Origin of the sequence: Candidatus Cryosericum terrychapinii (assembly GCF_003570925.1) — a bacterium.
Lineage (GTDB): Bacteria > Caldisericota > Caldisericia > Cryosericales > Cryosericaceae > Cryosericum > Cryosericum terrychapinii.
Window position 1 is genome coordinate 122280 of record NZ_QXIS01000033.1, and the last position, 20520, is coordinate 142799.

General features: G+C 55.8%; 15 protein-coding genes and 1 tRNA gene. 13 read left to right on the forward strand and 3 right to left on the reverse strand.

Features of this window, described 5'->3' with window-relative positions; genetic code table 11:
* Positions 1-21 precede the first annotated feature (21 nt).
* The 13 genes from SMC7_RS06280 to SMC7_RS06340 all read left to right on the forward strand — a co-directional run bounded on the left by SMC7_RS06280 (position 22) and on the right by SMC7_RS06340 (position 16500).
* Positions 22-678, forward strand: coding sequence for a hypothetical protein (locus tag SMC7_RS06280; RefSeq protein WP_126850750.1), 657 nt, complete (start codon positions 22-24; stop codon positions 676-678).
* 42 nt (positions 679-720) lie between these two features.
* Complete coding sequence (locus tag SMC7_RS06285) at positions 721-1623, forward strand: DUF4349 domain-containing protein (protein ID WP_119089500.1); 903 nt, start codon at positions 721-723, stop codon at positions 1621-1623.
* A 160-nt stretch (positions 1624-1783) separates the two neighbouring features.
* A complete protein-coding gene (gene glmM / locus SMC7_RS06290; protein ID WP_119089501.1) occupies positions 1784-3157 on the forward strand; it encodes a phosphoglucosamine mutase in 1374 nt (457 codons plus the stop codon).
* Position 3158: 1 nt separating this feature from the next.
* Entirely contained in the window at positions 3159-4985 is a 1827-nt protein-coding gene (glmS, locus tag SMC7_RS06295; RefSeq protein ID WP_119089502.1) for a glutamine--fructose-6-phosphate transaminase (isomerizing), read from the forward strand.
* 87 nt (positions 4986-5072) lie between these two features.
* Positions 5073-5149: transfer RNA gene (locus tag SMC7_RS06300), tRNA-Arg, on the forward strand.
* A gap of 196 nt (positions 5150-5345) precedes the next feature.
* Positions 5346-6173: a VanW family protein gene (locus tag SMC7_RS06305; RefSeq protein ID WP_119089503.1), complete on the forward strand. Its 828-nt coding sequence runs from the start codon at positions 5346-5348 to the stop codon at positions 6171-6173.
* 812 nt (positions 6174-6985) lie between these two features.
* A complete protein-coding gene (locus tag SMC7_RS06310; RefSeq protein WP_165845200.1) occupies positions 6986-9256 on the forward strand; it encodes an FAD-dependent oxidoreductase in 2271 nt (756 codons plus the stop codon).
* Between the two features lie 14 nt (positions 9257-9270).
* Complete coding sequence (locus tag SMC7_RS06315; RefSeq protein WP_119089504.1) at positions 9271-10581, forward strand: aconitase X; 1311 nt, start codon at positions 9271-9273, stop codon at positions 10579-10581.
* Positions 10578-11021 (forward strand): aconitase X swivel domain-containing protein, encoded by a 444-nt coding sequence (locus SMC7_RS06320; protein ID WP_119089505.1) that lies wholly within the window; start codon positions 10578-10580, stop codon positions 11019-11021. The genes SMC7_RS06315 and SMC7_RS06320 overlap by 4 nt, the downstream gene beginning before the upstream one ends.
* 485 nt (positions 11022-11506) lie before the next feature.
* The gene (locus SMC7_RS06325; protein ID WP_165845201.1) at positions 11507-14092 is read left to right on the forward strand and encodes a DNA topoisomerase 3; all 2586 of its coding nucleotides are present in this window, start codon (positions 11507-11509) and stop codon (positions 14090-14092) included.
* Positions 14089-14583 (forward strand): hypothetical protein, encoded by a 495-nt coding sequence (locus SMC7_RS06330; protein WP_119089507.1) that lies wholly within the window; start codon positions 14089-14091, stop codon positions 14581-14583. The genes SMC7_RS06325 and SMC7_RS06330 overlap by 4 nt, the downstream gene beginning before the upstream one ends.
* Before the next feature lie 3 nt (positions 14584-14586).
* On the forward strand, positions 14587-15138 hold the full coding sequence (locus SMC7_RS06335; protein WP_119089508.1) for an HD domain-containing protein: 552 nt from the start codon (positions 14587-14589) through the stop codon (positions 15136-15138).
* Positions 15139-15291: 153 nt separating this feature from the next.
* Complete coding sequence (locus tag SMC7_RS06340) at positions 15292-16500, forward strand: PLP-dependent aminotransferase family protein (RefSeq protein ID WP_207798738.1); 1209 nt, start codon at positions 15292-15294, stop codon at positions 16498-16500.
* A gap of 81 nt (positions 16501-16581) precedes the next feature.
* Here the strand turns inward: SMC7_RS06340 and SMC7_RS06345 are convergent, their stop codons facing one another.
* Genes SMC7_RS06345 through polA form a run of 3 tightly spaced genes read right to left on the reverse strand, consistent with a single transcriptional unit; the run spans position 16582 to position 20509 of the window.
* Complete coding sequence (locus SMC7_RS06345) at positions 16582-17355, reverse strand: RecB family exonuclease (protein ID WP_119089509.1); 774 nt, start codon at positions 17353-17355, stop codon at positions 16582-16584.
* Positions 17328-17927: a dephospho-CoA kinase gene (coaE, locus tag SMC7_RS06350; RefSeq protein ID WP_119089510.1), complete on the reverse strand. Its 600-nt coding sequence runs from the start codon at positions 17925-17927 to the stop codon at positions 17328-17330. Before coaE ends, SMC7_RS06345 begins: the two co-directional genes overlap by 28 nt.
* On the reverse strand, positions 17924-20509 hold the full coding sequence (polA, locus tag SMC7_RS06355; RefSeq protein WP_119089511.1) for a DNA polymerase I: 2586 nt from the start codon (positions 20507-20509) through the stop codon (positions 17924-17926). Before polA ends, coaE begins: the two co-directional genes overlap by 4 nt.
* Between the last annotated feature and the right edge of the window lie 11 nt (positions 20510-20520).

The window sequence follows — 20520 nt, forward strand, 5'->3', positions numbered from 1 at the left end:
TGACAAGTGATGAGACATGACATGAGAATAACCAGTGAGATAATGATTGACAACGAGGAGCCCCTTGAGCTGTCGGCGGCCATGCGGAGCGAAGTATCCGAACTGTTTGCACCGATGGATCGCTCATTGGCCGGCTCCGTCACAGCCGTCATTGGCATGCGCCGCTCGCGTCGTCGCCTGCTTCAGGGCCTATGGCTTGGATTCTCGCCAGTCATGGCGATTGTCATCGTAGCGGTGCTGTATGTCGGTGGTGCCGTCCTGCCGCGTACGCTGTCACTTGCCACATCAGGCGCAGCACTACTCGCTCCGAATCCAGAGTTCCGCATCGCGGACGCTACTCCCAAGGGGTTTTTCGGCTCTCAGGGCAGCGCAGTTCTTGGAACTGCGCCATCCTTTCGCGTCATGCTTGAGGGCGATATCGCGCGCAGGCAGCTCCTGGCAATGTGGCTTAGAGTCAGGCATGTGGATGCAGCGCTTGAACTCGAGACTGCCGTTCGAGGGAGCGAGGTCACCTTGACGCTGGAGCCTGATGAGGTCCGAACATTCGCTTCCCTCATGGCGCTTCATGGGTTCATCGGGCAGGAGCCTTCAGGTCTCCATGTAGTTGCGCGCTTTTCACCGGAGACGTGGGCGTCCAGCCTGGGCACTTCGTCGTTGGTCATCTGTCTTATTCCATGAACACTTGGCGCTCGCGCGCCCATTCCGGATAGGGAGGCACGTATGACTAAATCTCCGAGAGTATGTCGTTTCTTTGCGCTGATTCTCGTCGTCGCTGTCATGGGGATGGGCGTCAGCGGATGCGCGAAGCGTGCTGCTGTCTCGCCCGGGTTCAACAGTGCGACATCCGGTAGCGTCCAGAACAAGGGTACTTCGGTTGGGGCCGCTGGCACGGAGTCCTTGGCTCCGGCCGTAACCACGACGGCCGATCAACAGGCCTTGACGGACCGCAAGATCATCTTCGACGCTAGCCTCAGCCTTGACGTCGTCGACGCCGAAAAGGCCTTCACTAGCTGCGAGGCCCTTGCTGCAAAGTACGGCGGTTTCGTGGCAGAGTCATCGCTCCAGAAATCGGACACTCAAGTGCTTGCGACCGCCGTACTGCGCGTGCCTTCGGCAAGAGTGACTCAGCTCATGAGCGATCTCGCCGGGCTCGGCACTGTTACGAGCCGCAGCAGTGGTTCGGAGGACGTTACCTCGCAGTACATCGACATCCAGGCACGCCTCAAGGTCCTTCGGGCAGAAGAAGAGCAGCTAGTAGGATTCCTGAAGAAAGCGACGAATATCAAGGATATGCTGGCAGTTCAGGAACAGCTGGGTTCGGTTCGCACGGAGATCGAACAGTACGAGGGGCAACAGCGCTATATGGACAACGCCACGTCGCTCGCTACGGTCACTGTTCAGCTCACACAGACGACCGAGGCCTTCGTTGCCCCCCGAGGTTTTGGATCGGCGTTTGTCCAGTCCCTTGCCCGGTTTGGACACGGACTGGCTGCCTTCTGGACATGGCTTGGCGGCTCTGCCGTCTTCATAACTTTCTATGGACTTCTCATCTGGGCACTTGCATGGATTATCCTCAGGCTGAGGAAGCATCGCTCGCACAGGAGCCTGCCACCGCAGAACTGACCAAACGACAGATCGCCCTACCACTAGCCGAGGCTCCAGGGCCTCGGCTTTCTGCATGTTCCCTCCACCCTCAGCGAGAGAACGCTTCCAGAAGAGAGGCTCCATGCCGACCTGAGAGTATGAATCTTGCGTACAGACTCAAGCGACCTATAGTTAAAGCGTGGCTAAGAGGAATCTATTCGGAACGGACGGTGTCCGAGGTGTCGTGAACACCCAAATCACGTCCAAACTTGCCTTGTCCCTGGGAGCGGCTGCATCCATTTACTTCGATGGACGCCTTGCTCAGCGGACAAATCGTACGATTGCCATCGCATGGGATCCACGTGTCTCGTCGGAGATGCTTGCCGCGGCACTCGGTGCCGGCTTCATGGAGACGGGTGTGTCCGTGGACTACCTGGGAGTATTGCCGACACCGGGACTCGCCCTTATTCTGGCTCGTGACACACGGTACATGGCGGGTGCCATGATCTCCGCGTCACATAATCCTCCGGAGTACAATGGGATCAAGTTCTTTGGCCCTGGGGGTCACAAGTTGGCAGACGCTGACGAAGAGACGATCGAGGGCAACCTTGGTCTCGTCGAACTCGGCAATCCTTCAAGAGTGCATGGTGACGAAGTGGGTGGCGCTCACAGAGTCGAGAATGCGCGCGAGGAATACATGGCCTTCGTGAGGCAGAATAACCCAGGGCTGTCGCTCGAGGGGATCAGGATCGTGGTCGATGGCGCTCATGGGGCAACAAGCTATACGACACCGGCGCTGCTGCGGCAGTTGGGTGCGCAGGTGATCGAGATGAACACAGACCAGGATGGCAAGCTCATCAACAAGGACTGCGGATCCACACATCCTGGCGCCGTGGCTACGCGGGTGGTGGCTGAGAAGGCGGATGTGGGCGTCGCCCATGACGGTGACGGCGACCGGGTCATCATGGTCGACCGCATCGGGCGCCGTGTCTCCGGAGATGTCATGTTGTACGTCATGGCTCTGGGATTGGCGGGAGAGGGCCGACTCACCGGAAACACGGTCGTCGGAACAGTTCTAACCAACCTTGGTCTGGAGAAGGCACTGGAACCTCATGGGATCAGGCTCGAACGGACAAGCGTTGGAGACCGCTATATTCTGGACCGCCTGAACGAGGGCGGTTTCGTGCTTGGCGGCGAGGAATCGGGACACATCATCAATATGTACCAGAACGTGACGGGCGATGGTCTGGCGACCACCCTGGCAGTGCTGGGATATCTTGTCAGGACTGGGCGCGACCTGTCAGAGATTGTCGACGAGGTCGAGCTGTATCCTCAGATTGCCGAGAATGTCAGGGTGAAAGACAACTCCATTGCTTCATGTCCGGAGTTTGTGGCTGCGGTCGAAGCGGCGCGCATGGAGTTGGGCAATGCTGCCAGACTTGTCGTGCGGCCCTCGGGGACAGAACCCCTGGTGCGGATCTTCCTGGAGGGCAAGGACACTGAACGTCTGACGGCGCTGGCAGACCGGCTGAAGTGCGTCCTGTTGTCGGCTAGTCAGCAAGGAGAGGAGTGACATGTGTGGAATCATCGGGTACGTTGGGCCTCGTAAGGTAGTCCCTGTCATCATCGAGGGTCTGCGCAAGCTCGAATATCGAGGGTACGACTCCGCAGGCATGGCCATTCTCGAGAAGGGGGAGCTGGTCGTCGTGAAGAAACGTGGCAAGCTCAAAGCTCTCGAGGAGGCCATCGAGGGGAAGGAGTATACTGCCACCACCGGAATGGGACACACGCGATGGGCCACGCACGGCAGGGTTGAGGACAGGAATGCTCATCCACACGTGGATTGCAAGGGCGCGATCGCCGTTATCCACAACGGCATCATCGAGAACTACCAGGTACTCCGAGATGGTCTGATCGAGAAAGGGCACGTGTTTGTGTCCGAGACCGACACTGAGGTCATCGCTCACCTTATGGAGGAGCAGATCGACGCAGGCGCGGACCTGCTCGATGCAGCGCGGAAGACTGCTTTGCAGCTCGACGGAGCCTTCGCGTTCCTCGTGCTGGCCAAGGCGTTCCCTGGTCGTATCGTGGCAGTCCGCAGGTTATCCCCTCTGGTGCTCGGCGTTGGCGTTGGGGAGATGATTCTCGGTTCGGATACCCCGGCACTCCTGGAGTACACGCACCGGATCATTCCACTGCACGACGGAGATATCGTCGAGATCAACGACAAGGGATACGCGTTCTATTCTCTTGAAGATGGGCACGCTTTCGATCGGACGCCAATGACCGTTCAGTGGAATGCCGCCGCCGCCGAGAAGCAGGGCTACAAGCATTTCATGTTGAAGGAAATTCATGAACAGCCGGTCGTCATCAGGGATACGCTATATGGACGGATCGATATCGAGAGTGGACACGTGGAGCTGGAGGAATTCCAGGGCCAGCCGGTTCCCGACCATATCTCGATTGTGGCCGCAGGGACGTCGTACCATGCATCGCGCGTAGGCAAGTACCTTCTGGAGGAACTGGCGCGTATCCCGACCGAGGTGAGCTTCAGCAGCGAGTACCGCTATCAGCGACCCATTGTTCGTCCAGGGACGATGGGGATTGCTGTCACGCAGTCGGGAGAAACGATTGACACGCTCGCTGCGCTTCGGCTTCAACGGAGTCTTGGTGCCAAGGTTGTCGCCATCACAAATCGACCGGAGAGCACCGTTTCGCGCGAGTCGGATGTGACGTTCGTTACTCAGGCGGGCCTCGAGATCGGCGTTGCAGCCACGAAGTCGTTCATGGCCCAGCTCATTGCTTTCTATCTCATAGCTCTCAATTTTGGACAGCGCAACGGCACGCTCGATGCAGAGACGTCAGCGCACTATGCGTCTCAGCTGTCCAGTCTCAGCCAGAAGTGTGAGCAGGTGCTCGAATATGCCGGCATCATGGAGACGATCGCGCGCAAGTTCTACAAAGTCCATGACATGATTTATGTTGGGCGCGGTGTCAACTACCCCATTGCATTGGAGGGCGCGCTTAAGATGAAGGAGATCAGCTATATCCATGCAGAAGGATACGCTGCGGGAGAACTCAAGCATGGTCCCATTGCCCTGCTGGACGAGGACGTGCCCGTGGTGGGCATCCTTCCCAAGGGAGCGCTGTACGAGAAAATCTACTCGAATCTGCAGGAGTCCATCGCGCGCGATTCCCCCCTGGTGGTATTGGCCGACAGGAAGGACAAGAGAGCACAGGCCATCGCTACGGACTTCATCCCGATGCCGCCGGTCGAAGAGTTGTTCTCTCCGGTCATCTACTCGTTGCCGCTTCAGCTACTGGCGTACTACACTGCTGATGGCAAGGGCCTGGACGTGGACCAGCCGCGAAATCTTGCCAAGAGCGTAACGGTGGAATAGTTGAGCTCTGAGACCTGTTTTGTGAGGCGCTGAGCCAAAGGCCGGCCTTGTACAGGGTTGGCCTTTCTGCTATACTTGCCGACGTGCGCGCCCGTGGCCCAACTGGATAAGGCGATGGCCTCCGGAGCCGTAGATTACAGGTTCAAATCCTGTCGGGCGCACCAGCAGCGTGACGCTGCATCCAAATCGGCCTCGAAGCTCTTCGGGCGCGATTGTCTTGTCTCCCGCGGCGCAGACTGTGTCAAAATGAGCTAATGACACACTTTAGAGAATTCATGCGCAGGGATACATGCCTGTACATGGCCCCTTTAGTGATATATTGCAAGAATAGCTTGTTTGCATTTTGAGGGAGTGGTCGTTATGGGTAGAAAACTGTTCTGCGAAATATCACCGACAACGTATGAGATATCTGTCTTCAAGAACATATTGGTAAGAGATGTGAAGAACATCTTTTCTTCTCAAGAATTCGCGACCAGCAAAATGGATGCCCTGTTGCCTGTCTTGATTTACAGGAACAAGTCCTTAATGCGTAGAGTGCTTGGGAATGTTGATCCTCTGCTACAGGAAAATAAGGTGCAAAACCTGGGTTTGTCCGCCCCGAAGGTTACGAATGTCCTCATCCGTCCGGGACAGATTTTTTCCTTTTGGAAGCTGGCCGGAAGGTGTAGCAAGAAGGAAGGCTATAGGAAGGGGCTTGTTATTAGTTCCGGAAAAGTGTCTGAAGGAATCGGTGGGGGAATGTGTCAATTCACAAACCTGATCCACTTCATAGTATTACATTCACCCATGGATATTGTCGAACACCACCATCATGATGGAATGGATCTGTTCCCCGATTTTGGCAGGCAGATTCCTTTTGGAACAGGAACATCAATCATGTACAACTACCTGGATTATCGCTTCAAAAACAGTACAGATACTACATTTCAGCTCATTACATATGTTACAGACAAGTACTTATGTGGAGAACTACGTGCGAACAAGCCTTTGGATGCCCGATATCATATTAGGACGGAAAATGAGTATTTCTCAAGGGAAGGCGATACTGTGTATAGAAACGGTCTCGTTTTCAGAGAACAAATAGATGAGAAAACGGGCAATCTTCTCCTAAAGGAACTAATTAAGAAGAATCATGCGATGGTAATGTATGATATCGATGATAAGAAGATTGTTCACGATGCAAAATGAGTGTTTTACGGTAGCTGCATCCAAATGAGCAATAAGGACAACCTCCTTCTGGTCTCACAGCCTCTCACATTCTGTGGTCTACAGCAGTAGCATCTTCTCTCACGCTGCAAATGCAAAGCGCGGGCGACTAGTCCAGTTGTTCTTCTTGGGCCAACACTGACCACACGCTCGACCAAGCAGGCCAAACCAATAATACCGAGTATTGGTTCCAGGGATTTGGAGAGTAGGCGCCGAGGAGACATCCCCGCAACTATGAATGGCGGCGACTCGTACGTACTTCTTGTCGTGAGGGCTTTGTGGCGCGTCGGTTGTTGTCGTTGGTGCTTCGCTCTACTATTTGGCTGAGTCTCGACAATTCCGCGAGCAAGAGCTTCCATCTGGATTCGCCCAGGTGCACCAGACTTCCTTTTGAGGAAATGACTTCCTCCTTAAGCTGTAAACATGCGGGAAGAACGGTGGCTCCAAATCTTGAACCGTCAAAACTTCTTCCTCTGTGGGGGTCCGTGGCCTAGTTGTGCCAAGCCTGGACTTGCTCAGAGCCGGTCCCAGTTGGCCAAGGGGTGTCTGAAAGGCCATGTTCTAGCGAAGTCACCGTTCGAGGCGATGCGGTCGGCACCAACGATGACCTTGGTGATCCTCTGATGCGACAGCAAAAACCCCCAGAATCAATCAGAAGCGAAAATGGGGAAGAAACCTTGACTTTTCCCAATAATTCTGCTAGAATAAATTAAAGAAAGGAGGAAGTTCTGGAGTATCAATTGCAACCACATTTTTGAAGTCAGGATGTCATCATGTCTCCTTGAGGAGTAGTGATGAACGACCCAAGAGTGGATTTCGTCAAGCAAGTGCTCGACCAGTATGCGCATTGGTTTGAAGAGCCCGGTCGTATGGATCTGGCCCAGATGACCAGCAAGAACTACCCGTATTCGACGCTGTTCTCTCCGATTCAGGTGAACCGACTGACATTGAAGAATCGCATCGTGATGGGCCCGATGGGCAATATCTCCATGGCCGAAGAGATGGGCCGCCCCAGCAACAAGATGATTCAGTACTTCGCCGACCGCGCCCGCGGCGGCGCCGGACTGCTTACTTCTGGTCTCGTGCCTATTTCGCAGGCCGTTGACCCCACGGTCACGGAGCGTGGCAACAAATCCTATTTCCCGCGCATCGACAGCTCACGCACAGTCTTTTCTGGTTGGCGCGACTTGGCCGAATCAGTACACGCCTATGGCTGTCGTTTCTTCATCCAGCTCACCGCAGGTCTTGGCCGTGTGGGCTCGCCCGAGTCGCTGCTAACCAAGTTCAGAATGCCGGTCTCAGCCTCCTGGAACCCCAATTTCTACATTCCGGGAATTCCCTGCCGGCCCCTGACTGACGGCGAATGCCGCACCATCATCAAAGCTGCCGGGCAGGGCGCAGCAGACGCCAAAGCCGCCACTATTGACGGTGTCTATTTGCACGGCCATGAAGGCTATCTGCTTGAGCAAATGACCAACCCCGCCTTCAACCGCCGCAAACTGGGCCGCTTCGCCAACTGGCAGAATTTCGGCCTGGATATGGTCAAAGTGGTTCGCAAACGCGTTGGACTCAACTTCCCCATCATGTACCGTATCGACCTCTCGCTGGCCTTGAATGAAACGTACGGCAACCGCATGGACACTGTTGCTTCATTGAGGAAATTCAAGAAAGAACGTACTGTTGCGGAAACCCTCGAGTACATGGTCAACCTTGTTAAGGCTGGGGTCGATCTCTTTGATGTGGATCTCGGTTGTTATGATAACTGGTGGCTTCCTCATCCGCCCAACTCGATGCCCTCCGGTTGCTTCCTGCCGGTTTCTCGACTTGTCAAAGAATGGTTTGCACGCGAAAAGGTGCTCAGCAACGCCGGTCTTCCCGTGCCTATCGTGGCCGTTGGCAAGTTGGGCTACCCCGATCTGGCCGAGCAGGCGCTGCGTAACGGCGAATGCGACATGATCATGCTGGCCCGTCCGCTTCTGGCGGATGCTGAATGGCCGAACAAGGCTTACGCCGGCAACGTAATGGATATTTGCCCGTGCATTGGTGACCAGGAAGGCTGCATCAATGAATTCGTCGAGGGCGGACATCTACAATGCTCGGTGAACCCGCGGACCGGTTTTGAAGATGTCTATGTGCGCGAGCTCGCCCCTACGTCTTCCCCCAAGAAGGTGGCGATCATTGGTGCCGGCCCTGCCGGTATTCTTTGCGCCATCACTGCTGCTCACCGCAGACATAGAGTAGCGCTTTTTGAGAAGACCGATCGTGTTGGTGGCATGCTCGTCCCTGGATCAGTAGCGAAGATCAAATATGAGGTCAAGAACTACCTGGTTTACCTGGAGCATCAGCTCAAAGCCTGCCAGGAGAAATATGACCTTACCGTTGAGCTCAACAGCGAAGTCACCCCTGAGTCATTGAAAGGCAAGGGCTTCGATACCGTGGTGGTAAGCGTGGGCGGCAGCGCCGTCACGCCCAGGCTGCCCGGTGTGGAACAACAGAATGTCATTCAGGCCATTGACCTCTTCCGCAAACCGGAGCTGGCCGCAAAGGCGCGGAATGTGGTCGTGGTCGGCGCCGGTGCTGTGGGCTGTGAAGCGGCTCAATTCCTGTCTGCTGAGCTGGGCAAGAAGGTCACGGTGGTTGAGATGCTGCCCACCATCATGCCCGGCTTGTGCACTGCCAATCGTGGACATTTGATTCACGAACTTGAGAATCTGGGCGTGCTATTGTGGAACTGCACCAAACTACTATCTATTGAGGGCAACAACGTCAAGTTGGCACGCAACGTTTCTGCCACCGTGCCTGATCCCTATGTCACGTGGACGCCGCTCCTCCCCGAGAATATCAGCAATCCGTTCGCCAAACCGATCAAAGAAGAGATCGAAGAACAGACTATACCAGCAGAACTGGTCGTGCTGGCCATGGGCCTGCGCTCTGGACGCGCCTTCTACGAAGCCTGCGTAACCACGCAAGCCGCCCCTGAGGTCATCCAGTTGGGTGATACATTCCAAATTGGCCGCGTCTTTGAAGCCGTCAAATCTGGGTCTCTAGTCGGACGCAACCTTTGAGGATAAGGAGAATCATGACTGACTCTAAGATGAATCTCACTCCTGAAGAACAAGCCATCCTCGATGGAAAACAGGGCTCGGTGCTTGCCAAGGCGATGAAATCTGTTGTCCTCTATGGCGAGGCTTTTGGCGCTGGCAAACTGGTTGATATCGTGGGTGACCAGCATATGGTGACCTCTTTTGGCGCCAACACCATCAAACCCTACTTCTCCATGATGGATGAGTTGATCCATGCCGGGCTGAAAACGCGCCATCCCTTCACTGTGGATCCCCGCCCGATCGAATACGAAGCCGTCAACGTGAACCCGCTGCAGAAGCTGGTCAACAAACTGGTCTTCGGCAAACAGGCTGATTATGAAAAGCAGTTGAAGGCTCTGGGTCTCAGAAATGGGAATGCTTTCACCTGCACCTGCTATCTCCCCGAAGTCGGCAACACTCCCAAGAAGGGCGCGATGTTGGCCTGGTCTGAGTCTTCTGCAGTAGTGTTCGCCAACTCTGTACTGGGGGCACGTACCAACCGTAACTCGTCCGGCATCGACATTTTGTGCGCCATTCTGGGAAAAGCTCCTTTCTTCGGGTTCTTGACTGATGAAGGCCGCCAAGCCACCTGGAAGATCGAGATCAAGACCAGCAAGCGTCCGAATGCTCAGCTTCTTGGTAGCGCCATCGGCCTCAAGGTGATGGAAGCAGTCCCCTATATTACTGGTCTGGATCGCTTCCTTGGCAAAGAACTGACCCCTGAAGTCGAAGCCTTTCTCAAAGACATGGGCGCGGCCACCGCTTCGAATGGAGCCGTCGGTCTGTATCATGTTGAAAACGTGACCCCCGAGGCCAAAGAGTCTGGTGACAGACTGCTGGCCAAAGGCTACAGGACTTACGCGATCGATGATGCCGAGCTTGAACGGGTGCGTGCCAGTTACCCGGTGCTTTGGAGCAACCTGAACGCCGTTCCAAGACGGGCCTTCATCGGCTGCCCGCACCTCAACCATTACCAGTTGCAGAACTGGATTGAGCGCATTTCCGGTGTCCTCAAAGAACACGGCCTGACGCGCACGAAGATGCCAGTCGCCCTTTCTACGGCCCCCGATATTGCCGATCTCTTCCGCAACGACCCGGCAATACGGGCAAAACTGACTGCTATGAATATCTCGATCACCACCATCTGCCCGTTGATGTATATGAATAACCCATTGTGCGCGAGAGAACCCATCGCCACCAATTCGAACAAACTGCGCACCTATTCCACTGCGCGCTTCTTCCTGGATGACGAGATCGTCGAGCTGATGTGTACCGGCTCCGTCAGGCAAGGAGAGAAAACAGCATGAGCAGAACATTTAAAGGACGCCCCCTCCTCGCTGGCGCTTGCCAGGGCGAAGCCTTGGTCACTCACGGCGGATTGAACACTCTAGCCTCCTACGAGAGGGCCCTGGTCTTGCATAGCAAGAATGCAGTCTGTTCTGACCAGAACAACCCTGACCTGTACAAGAAAGATATGGCCGGAAAGATCATCTGTCTGCCGCAGACGATCGGCTCTACGACTGGCGGCCTTGTGTTGATGACAGTCTGCAGCGTGGGCAGCCAGCCCAAGGCGCTGCTTTTCGCCAATCATATCGATTCACTGGCTGCGGCCGGCGTGATCCTTTCAGACATCTGGGTGGGCAGACGCATCGTCGTCGTTGATCAACTTGGCCCGGACTTCTTATCCGCGGTTGAGAGCGGCCAGACGATTTCGATTGCCGAAGACGGAACTGTAACCGCGAGCTAAGGCATACCACACAAGAAATGCCAGGGTGTGACTATTCTCAAACACACCTTGGCCATGTTTGGGTCACTCATACTTAGTTCTCGAATGCCGATTCTGGCAACTCAATGCTGTTCGTCCGACCTTTGACTAGCATGGGCAGAAGCAGGAGACTGTCCATGAGCTTCAGAGCTGGTCGACGTGGCACTGCACGTACTCGCGGCAATGGCAGCCAGTTTGGTCAGTTCATGGAGGATTCGCTTCCAATCCAAGTCTTTCGGGTGCATCAGCCTTGATTTGTCTTCAATCTCCTGCGGTAGCCTGTGCCGTTCACCTCCTCGTGCGGAGTTCTATTGCTGACAGGGGCATCTCTCACTGGCGGAGTTGCCGATTCGGGATCGATGCAGCTGTCAACTGGATACTGTCGACTGAGAAGCCTCAGGCACTTGCCCGAGGTCTTTTGTGTGTATAATGAGGGCCGTTACTGTCGATGCATCCAAGGAGTAGCCGTGAAGAAGCTTGTCATAGCAGAGAAGCCGAGTGTGGCCGAGCAACTTGCTGCGGTCATCGATCACTGCAAGAAGGGCCGTGACTATTACGAAGGCGAACACTACATAGTCTCGTGGGCAGTAGGTCATCTTGTTGGATTGGCAGAACCCGAAGACTATAACAAGAAGTACAAGCAATGGCTGCTGTCCTACCTGCCGATCATCCCTGAGGCGTTCAGGTTCTCTGTTCTCGAGGGTGCTGAGGCGCGTTTCAACGCACTCAAGAAGCTGATTGTTTCCAAAGAAGTGGACGAAGTCATCAACGCGTGCGATGCAGGTCGCGAGGGAGAGTTGATCTTCCGCAACATCTATGCACAGGCCGAGGGGAAGAAACCTTCATCACGCTTGTGGCTGTCCTCTTACACAGATGAGAGCATCCGTGATGGATTCAAGCACATCCGTCCCGAATCTGGATATGATGACCTGGGCAGGGCGGCGCTGGCCCGTTCTGAGGCAGACTGGCTGGTCGGTATTAACGCCACCCGGGGACTGACGAGGCGCAACGGGTCGCTCGTAACGGTAGGGCGTGTGCAGACACCGGTTCTGGCGCTCATCGCGAAGCGCGAGAAGGAAGTGCAGGCATTCACACCCGTGCCCTATTTCGAGGTCGAGGCCGAGTTCAAAGTCACGCCGAACGGTGAGCCCACCTATTCAGGACTGTGGCATCGGGGATCCGAGAGCAGACTCACAGACCAGACAGCCGCCCAAGCTGTCGCCACGAAGTGCTCGGGGCACAAAGGGGTGGTTGCGTCGGTTGCTCAGAAAGAGAACCGCATGCAGGTACCCTATCTGTATGATCTTGGACTGCTGCAGCGAGAAGCAAACGGGTTGAACGGTTTGAGCGCGAGCCGCACGCTCAGGGCAGCACAGTCTCTCTATGAAGAGAAACGCGCCATAACGTATCCGAGAACAGACAGCAAGTATCTGCCCAAGGCGCTTCGCAAGGAAGTCGTTACGGTACTCGGCGATCTGGGGGCAGGGGAATACGCCCCGTACGTGCAACATGTGCAGCGTGAGGGATGGAAGATGCGGTCCTTCGTGTTCAACGACGAGAAAGTCAGCGACCACTATGCCATTATTCCGACTGGCACGCGGCTGAACCGAAGCACACTCTCTCATGACGAGAGCGTGGTCTATGACCTCGTTGTACGCCGGTTCCTCGAACAGTTCTACCCTGAAGCAGTTCTGATGCTTACCCGTGTCGAGACAGTCGTCGAGGGCGAGACATTTGGAAGTGACGGTAGAGTCGTGAAGTCCTCGGGATGGTTGGAGGTCGCCCCACGCGAGGCCGACAGCAAGGACTTGCCAGATCTGAAGGAGAAGCTGAGCGTCCAGGCGTTCAGGGTTGAGAGCGAACGCAAGCTGACCAAGGCTCCCCCGCGGTTTACGGACGCGTCCATTATTGCTGCCATGGAGACGGCAGGGAAGCTGGTCGATGACGAGGAACTGGCGGAGGCAATGAAAGAACGCGGCCTGGGGACTCCTGCCACACGTGCAGAGATCATTGAGAAGCTTATCCGAACCGGCGTGGTCGAGCGGAAAGCTCGGAGCCTCGTCGCCACAAGGCGTGGTGTTGACCTGATCGATCTCCTTGAGGCGATCCAGCTGTCGGACCTTGTGGCTCCAGACCTTACCGGTGACTGGGAAATGAGTCTGCGCAAGATAGAGAAGGGGTCATTGGACAACGTGGAATTCCTGGATCGTATTGAGGTCTTCACGCGGCAGATGATCGAGAAGATCAAGGGGTACGAAGCTCCCACGCAGATCGGCATCGAGTCGGCGGAACCACTGGGTGCGTGTCCTATCTGCGGCGGCAACGTGCTTGAGCGCCCTGCATCGTACGTCTGCGAGCACCACGGCCGCAAGAAGACGGACTGCAAGTTCAGCATCCCCAAGATGATTCTCAGACGCTCCATCAGTCGTGAAGAGGCCTTACAGCTTATGATCGACAAGAGGACGGGGATGCTCGACGGATTCGTGAGCAGGCGCGGGTTCAAGTTCAGTGCGCGGCTTCTGCTCAAGCCCGACAACAAGCTGGAATGGGAGTTTGCTGAGGGATCGGGCGGCAGTTCTGCTGCTACCGAACCTGTCGTCAATGAGGAGCCTCTGGGTCGTTGCCCTGTGTGTCAGGGTTCAGTGGTGGAAACCACAGAGCACTATCGGTGTGCTGTAACTGACTGCCATTTTCAGATGAAGCGAGTCTATGCTGGCAAGACCATTGACCGTGAGATGGCCCGAAACCTGCTCGAGAAGGGTAAGACAGAACTCATCGAGGACTTCGTGTCAAAGTACAACAGGCCGTTTTCAGCGTATCTGAAATTTGGGGACAAGGGCAGAGTAGAGTTTGAGTTTCTGAACAACGGACCACGGACGGGTAGGCGAGCGACCGGTCGCGTAGCAAAGGCAGGAACCTCAACAACGAAGACAACAAAGGAAGCGGCCTCCACAACGAAGACAGAGAAGACAAAGGCTGCCGCAACGAAGAGAGGGACCTCCGCAAAGAAGGCAACCCCGAAGACATCCAAAGCCAAAGGCGGTGCATCATGATTCCATTCAGTGCGATTTTCAGTGTCGACTTCTTCTTCAGTCTTGGCTACGTGGTCCTGACGATAGCGGGGCTTGTGCTGGCAATCTCCTACAGGCGATCTCAGGAAGGGAAGGTTAGTCTGTTCCTCCTGCTGACGACCGCGCTGGTAGCCACATACTATACCATACAGTGGCTGTTGAGCAGCTTCGTTTCCTTCTATGTCAGCAACTATGCGGCATCCCATCCTGATTTCCAACTGGCCACATGGGTGAACTTGGATCTGACCATCCTGTTCACTGCTCTGAACTACGCGTTTATCGTGACGCTGGTACTGACTGCCTGGTTTGCAGTCAGCAAGACTCGTGCAGAGAGTACTGTCCTTACTCAGGGTCCCGAGGAAACGAGTCCTGAGGAGCTGACCTCCGAATCCGCTCTGGATGTCGAGCAGTCCGGGACGACCGGCGACAGTGTTGCTCCCGCCGAACCGTCCGTTCCTGGTCCCGAAGCATAGTCCGTGGACCGCGAGGGGCTGTATCAGATCATCGTCGAGAGGACACCGTCGCGGAACCTGATCAACCATATGCTCGCTGTCGAGGCCATTATGCGTGGCCTTGCAGTGCACTTCCATGAAGACGTCGAGAAATGGGGTCTGGCCGGGCTCGTCCATGACATCGACTATGCTGAGACCAAGGACAAGCCAAACATGCACAGTATTGTCGGATCAGAGCAGCTGCATCTGATGGGAGTGTCTGAGGACATCTGCTATGCGGTGCGCGTTCATAACGCGCTGCATGGTCTGCCGCGCAAGAGCATGATGGACAAGGCATTGTACGCTGCGGACCCATTGTCCGGTCTCATTGTCGCGTGTGCTCTCATTCAACCGGAGAAGAAGCTTGCACCGATTGATACGGACTTTGTCATGGTTCGCTTCAAGGAGAAGCGTTTTGCCGCTGGAGCAAGCCGTGACCAGATGCTTGCCTGTCAGGAGATGGGACTCGATCTATACAAGTTCGTTGCCATCGGCCTGATTTCCATGAAGGAGATCGCCGCAGAAATCGGCCTCTAGAGTAGTTTCACCAGTCCAATTGACGACCGACGCCCGCCTTTACGGCGGGCTTTTTGTTATACCCAATAGGGGTATACTTCATTGGTAAGTAGTCTCGTATGTTCTGTGCAACGGACACTTGCCGAAATGTCATCACAATGCGGAGGCATATCGATGTCGTTGAACGCAGAAGAGTTGTTCTCAGAACGGGCGCTTGGTTTTAGACCATCCGAGATTCGGGAGCTCCTCAAACTCGTCGACAGTCCGGAAATCATCTCATTGGCCGGAGGGATGCCGGACGATCGGTTCTTTCCCATCGACCGAGTTATCGAAGCAAGCACGTTTGCGCTCAGGGAATATGGCAAGAAAGCTCTCCAGTATGGGTCTACCGAGGGTATCAAGAAGCTGCGTGTTCTACTCATGGATCGCATGGAGAACGAGGGTGTCAAAGGCATCGATCTGAACAACGTTATCGTCTCCACCGCCTCACAGCAGGGTCTCAGCCTGGTGGCACAGGTTTTCGTGAATCCGGGTGACACCATCGTCGTGGAAGAGCCATCCTATCTCGGAGCAATCCAGGCCTTTGGAAGCATGCAGGCGGAGTTCTGCACAGTTCCGCTAGACAAGGACGGCATGCAGATGGACATCCTTGAGGACAGGCTCAAGGATCTGCAGAAGGCGCACATCCGTCCAAAGTTCGTCTATACGGTGCCCAACTTCCACAACCCTGCCGGTGTCACCATGACGCTGGAACGGCGCAAGAAGCTGATCGAGCTGGCTCACACGTATGATCTGCTCATTATCGAAGATGATCCATATGGGGAGATTCGCTTTGAGGGTGAGTCAATTCCCTCGCTGCTGGCATTGGGCGGCAAGGATCGTGTCGTAGCATTGCGCACGTTCTCGAAGATCAGTTTCCCCGGGCTTCGTCTGGGGTGGATCGTTGCGCGCGAAGACATCATGAGCAAGATCATCGTTGGAAAACAGGCGGCGGACCTTTGCTCTCCGGCCATGACTCAATACATAGCGTATGAGTTTGTCAGTCGTGGGTGGCTGGATGACTATGTTGATGTCGTTCGGCGCGAGTATCCCAGGAAGAAGAATGCAATGATCTCCGCTCTTGAACGGTATTTCCCGGCCGGCAGCAGTTGGACTGACCCTCAGGGCGGTCTGTTTGTATGGGTGAAGGCACCGGAGAGTATCGACACCGCTGCGATCTTCCGCGAGGCGATCAATGCCAAGGTTGCGTATGTTGTGGGCATTGCCTTCTACCCTCATCGGGACGACAATTGCCATATGCGGTTGAACTTCTCGGCCGTGGATCCCGAGCACATCACCGAGGGGGTCCATCGCCTGGGTGACTTGCTGAAGTCGAAGATCTAGCAGCCGGTCGAAGCAGACGTGCAACAACCCCTGCCCGCGTGTCGCGTGGCAGGGGTTGTTTAGCTTCTGCGGAAGGCAGGACTAGGTGTGGCGGAAAACGGGGCAGATGTCTCTGTAGTCGCAGGAGAAGCACTTGCTGCTTCGTCTTCCACGAAAATCACCCTGAAGAATCCTGTGGGCGGTTGTTGCCAGAACCTCTCGGGACTTGGCAATGCAGTTCTCTGCTCCTTCGTCCATCTCCGCCTTGAGGTTTTCGCGGAGATAGTACGTCTGAAGGATGAACCGCTTGCCCTGGAACTCTTCCAGCTGACTCAGTGCGGCAGCATACAACGCTACCTGAAACCGATGAGATGTCAGTGCCGACGCTTGTCTCGGCCTCGCGGACTTGTAGTCGACGATTCGCAGCACACTATCATTGACTCGATCGATTCGGTCCACGATACCCGTGAACGGGATGCCGTCAAGTTCCGTGTTGATGAGGTGTTCCGCATAAACCATTTGTTGCCACGTGGACTGGAAAACCGGGAAGAATGCCGTAAGCACGCGCAGGGCCTGACACCGTTTCCTGTCTTCATCACCGGGGTCAGCATACCCCTCTGTCAGCCAGTTCTCGTCCAGAAGCCGGGAAAGAGAAGTGGGGAAGAGGGCTGCATCATCTCCGTACAGCTGCCCGTCTTCTCCCAGGTGACATGACAGCAGTTTCTCGAGGACCGCGTGGATGCTCTTGCCATAGCTGAAATACCAGTGAGAAGGCTCCTGGATCTTCTGAACATACTTGAGCTCGAATTTCCTGGGGCACTCGTTATACGTCGATACCCTTGAGTAACTCAGCGGTTCTGTAAGCGCGTTTTCCAAAGCATCTCCACCTGTTTTCGAGTCTGCTCGACGTCCATCGTGTTGTCGATGACGACGTCGGCGTACGCCAGTTTCTGAGCCAGAGGCATCTGTGCTTCAATTCGGCTGATGGCTTCGTCGCGTGCAAGATGATCGCGCGTCATGAGGCGTTCCAGCTGTTCATTCTTCGATGCTTTCACAACCCAGATCTCATCGACCAGGTTCTGCCAGCTGGCCTCGATCAAAATCGCCGCGTCAAGGACCACGACGGTTGATGTTCGGTGAAGGATTGCGATCTCATTGGCGACCAGTCTCGTCATAATGGGCATCATGATATCGTTGAGTTCCTTCAGGAGATCGGGGTGTCCGAAGACAAGATTGCCGAGGAGGTGGCGGTTCAGCTGGTTTCCATCGAAGATACCATCGCCAAAGGCAGACCGTACTTGCTCAAGCGCCCCTTCAACGTTCTCGGCAAGGACGCTCTTGCCCACTGAATCCGCGTCTAGCACCGCTGCTCCGTACTCCCGTAACATGCCGGAGATCATGCTCTTGCCAGAGGCAATGTTGCCGGTGAGTCCAACGTCGATACTCATTCGAGGTCCCGCAGGTTCGAGCCGCAAGAAAGGTGAGTCACGAGGGGGATCGCAAGGTGTATCGCTGATTCCATGGACCTCTGCATCATCCCGCGGACACGCTCGAGTTCGTCGGGTGGCGTGTCGACGACGATTTCGTCGTGTACCTGAAGGACCATGCGTGCCTTGAGAGGCTGAAGGTCCTTGCTCAGTGATATCATGGCCATCTTGATGACGTCGGCGGAGCTCCCCTGGACGACGGCGTTGAACCCTTGCCGAATGGCTTCCTGTCGCTCCATGTTGTTGCGACTGTTGATGTGCGGGACTCTCCGCAGGTGTCCAAGGATCGTCTTTACATAGCCATCGCGCTGGGCTGCCTCGACGACATGGTCACGGTAGTTCCGGATGCCGGGAAACCGTTCCATGTAGCGTTCGATATATTGTCGAGCTTCTTCGCCACCGATGCCGAGCTGTCGTGAGAGACCATATGGTGAGATGCCGTAGATGATGCCGAAATTGATGGTCTTGGCACGCTTTCGCATCTCGGGGGTCACGGCTGATTCTGGAACGTCGAAGACCTGCGAAGCCGTGTGCAGGTGAATGTCTTCGCCCTGGGCGAATGCGTTGCAAAGGTTCGCGTCCGCAGAAAGATGCGCAAGCATCCTCAGGTCGATCTGGGAGTAGTCTGCCGAGACAAGGACCCAGCCGTCGTGACTGGGTATGAACGCCTGTCTGATTTCGCGACCGACCTCGGTTTTGGCCGGGATGTTCTGCAGGTTGGGGTCGACGCAGCTGATACGTCCCGTCGAGGTGCCGGTCTGGAGGAAGGTGGGGTGGATCTTCCCATCCGGCGCAACATATCGCACCAGCGAATCCGCATAGGTCCCCTTGATCTTGGTCAACTGACGGAGCTCCAGGATCAGGGGAATCACTGGATGTTCGTTCTGGATTGCTTCCAGAGATTCGACGTCGGTGCTCAGACCTGTCTTGGTTTTCTTGGTCGGTGCAAGTCCCAGCACGTCGAAGAGGAGCGTGCCCAGCTGTTTTGGAGACTGAAGGCTGTAGTCGTGCGTTCCGACGAGCTCGTACGCTCGGCGCTCCAGCTCAGCAATACGAAGGCCGAGCTTTGCTCCGAAGGTTCGCAGGTAAGCGGTATCTGTGCGTATGCCTGCCATTTCCATGTCTGCGAGCACCGCTGCAAACGGAATCTCCATTTCGTTCAGGGTACTCGTGAGACGTGATTCCTCGAGAGCTGTGTCGATGGGGTAGGAGACCCGGTAGACAAGATCGGCCAATCCATCGGCAGTGGAGGTATCTCCAGCTAGTCCCCATGCGTCACCGATGCGGTCAAGGCCCCAGGCTTTCTGGTCAGGATCCAGCAGGTACTGCGCAAGCATGATGTCACGGATGGGGGCAGGAGCGACCAGGCCAAATGGTGCCAGGGTGTGACAGAGTCTCTTGTAATCGTAGACGTAGGTCATGGACAGACCGGCCGAATGCAGGGCATCGGCAGGCGAGCCGAACATGGCGTCGATGTGCGTCGACGAAGCGTTGTCCCTTGTTCGACGGGCCACCGTGAACCCCTGTCCTTCGACATCGGGCACGACAGCCAGGGCCGTTCGGTCATCGAAGACTGCGTTTGTGGCTTGTGGAGGACGCGGAGCGAGCAGTTCGCGGCGAGGGCTGGGCCCGAAAAGATCGCCGCGATGGTCCGGTATCGGCGCCACCGCAAGCGATGGCATGCCGAGGACCTTCGATGCACGCCGGCTCAGTGCCACAAACGACAGCGTCTGGAACAGCTGAGCACTCTGCTCAGCGTCCGGGGCGCTTCGCGCCAGGTCAGCGAGTTTGGTCGGTTCGTCCAGGTTCAACTGGATCGTAACGAGCGAGCGGTTGCGCAGGATGAGGTCCCGATTCTCGGCAAGCAGGGTCCTGTAGCGTTCGGGACCTCCGTTGTCGAGCAATGCTTGAACTGAACCGAACTCCTGAACCAGTTTCAGGGCGGTCTTGTCGCCGACGCCGCGGACCCCGGGGATGTTGTCGGACGAGTCACCTTTGAGCGCTTTGACATCGATCAGTTGTGGGGCTTTGAGTCCGAACTCCTGGAGGATTGTCGCGGGGGTATACTCCCTGATCTCCTTCACTCCCTTGACTGTAATGCGCACCGACGTGTTGTCATCTGTCAACTGGAGCAGGTCGTTGTCTCCGGAATAGATGATGCAAGGGACCCCCGCCTGGCCAGCGACCTTGCTGTAGATGCCAATGAAATCATCCGCTTCGAACCCATCTTTTTCGCGTGTGACGATCCCCAGCGAACGGATGACTTGCTTGAGGTTGACGAGCTGACTGACGAGTTCGTCGGGCATGGCCTCTCGATTGGCCTTGTACTCTTCGAACATCTCGTGGCGATAGGTCGCTGCCTTGCGGTCAAAGAAGACACCCAGGTACTGTGGTTGAAGCTCCTCGATGATGGTCAGCAGCATCGTCATGGTCCCCAGAATCGCTCCGGTAGGGACGCCAGTGGCGGTGCTGAGATGGGGCATAGCGAAAAAAGCCCGGTACAGAATCGAACTCCCGTCGACAAGCACTACTCGGTTCGTCATATGCTCATTGT

What these genes read in the sequence shown, in the direction of transcription:
- glmS (WP_119089502.1), top strand. Translation starts at nt 3,159, where the DNA reads ATGTGTGGAATCATCGGGTACGTTGGGCCTCGTAAGGTAGTCCCTGTC.
- SMC7_RS06315 (WP_119089504.1), top strand. Translation starts at nt 9,271, where the DNA reads ATGACTGACTCTAAGATGAATCTCACTCCTGAAGAACAAGCCATCCTC.
- polA (WP_119089511.1), bottom strand. Translation starts at nt 20,509, where the DNA reads ATGACGAACCGAGTAGTGCTTGTCGACGGGAGTTCGATTCTGTACCGG.
- SMC7_RS06305 (WP_119089503.1), top strand. Translation starts at nt 5,346, where the DNA reads ATGGGTAGAAAACTGTTCTGCGAAATATCACCGACAACGTATGAGATA.
- SMC7_RS06330 (WP_119089507.1), top strand. Translation starts at nt 14,089, where the DNA reads ATGATTCCATTCAGTGCGATTTTCAGTGTCGACTTCTTCTTCAGTCTT.
- SMC7_RS06340 (WP_207798738.1), top strand. Translation starts at nt 15,292, where the DNA reads ATGTCGTTGAACGCAGAAGAGTTGTTCTCAGAACGGGCGCTTGGTTTT.
- SMC7_RS06310 (WP_165845200.1), top strand. Translation starts at nt 6,986, where the DNA reads ATGAACGACCCAAGAGTGGATTTCGTCAAGCAAGTGCTCGACCAGTAT.
- coaE (WP_119089510.1), bottom strand. Translation starts at nt 17,927, where the DNA reads ATGAGTATCGACGTTGGACTCACCGGCAACATTGCCTCTGGCAAGAGC.
- SMC7_RS06285 (WP_119089500.1), top strand. Translation starts at nt 721, where the DNA reads ATGACTAAATCTCCGAGAGTATGTCGTTTCTTTGCGCTGATTCTCGTC.
- SMC7_RS06320 (WP_119089505.1), top strand. Translation starts at nt 10,578, where the DNA reads ATGAGCAGAACATTTAAAGGACGCCCCCTCCTCGCTGGCGCTTGCCAG.
- SMC7_RS06280 (WP_126850750.1), top strand. Translation starts at nt 22, where the DNA reads ATGAGAATAACCAGTGAGATAATGATTGACAACGAGGAGCCCCTTGAG.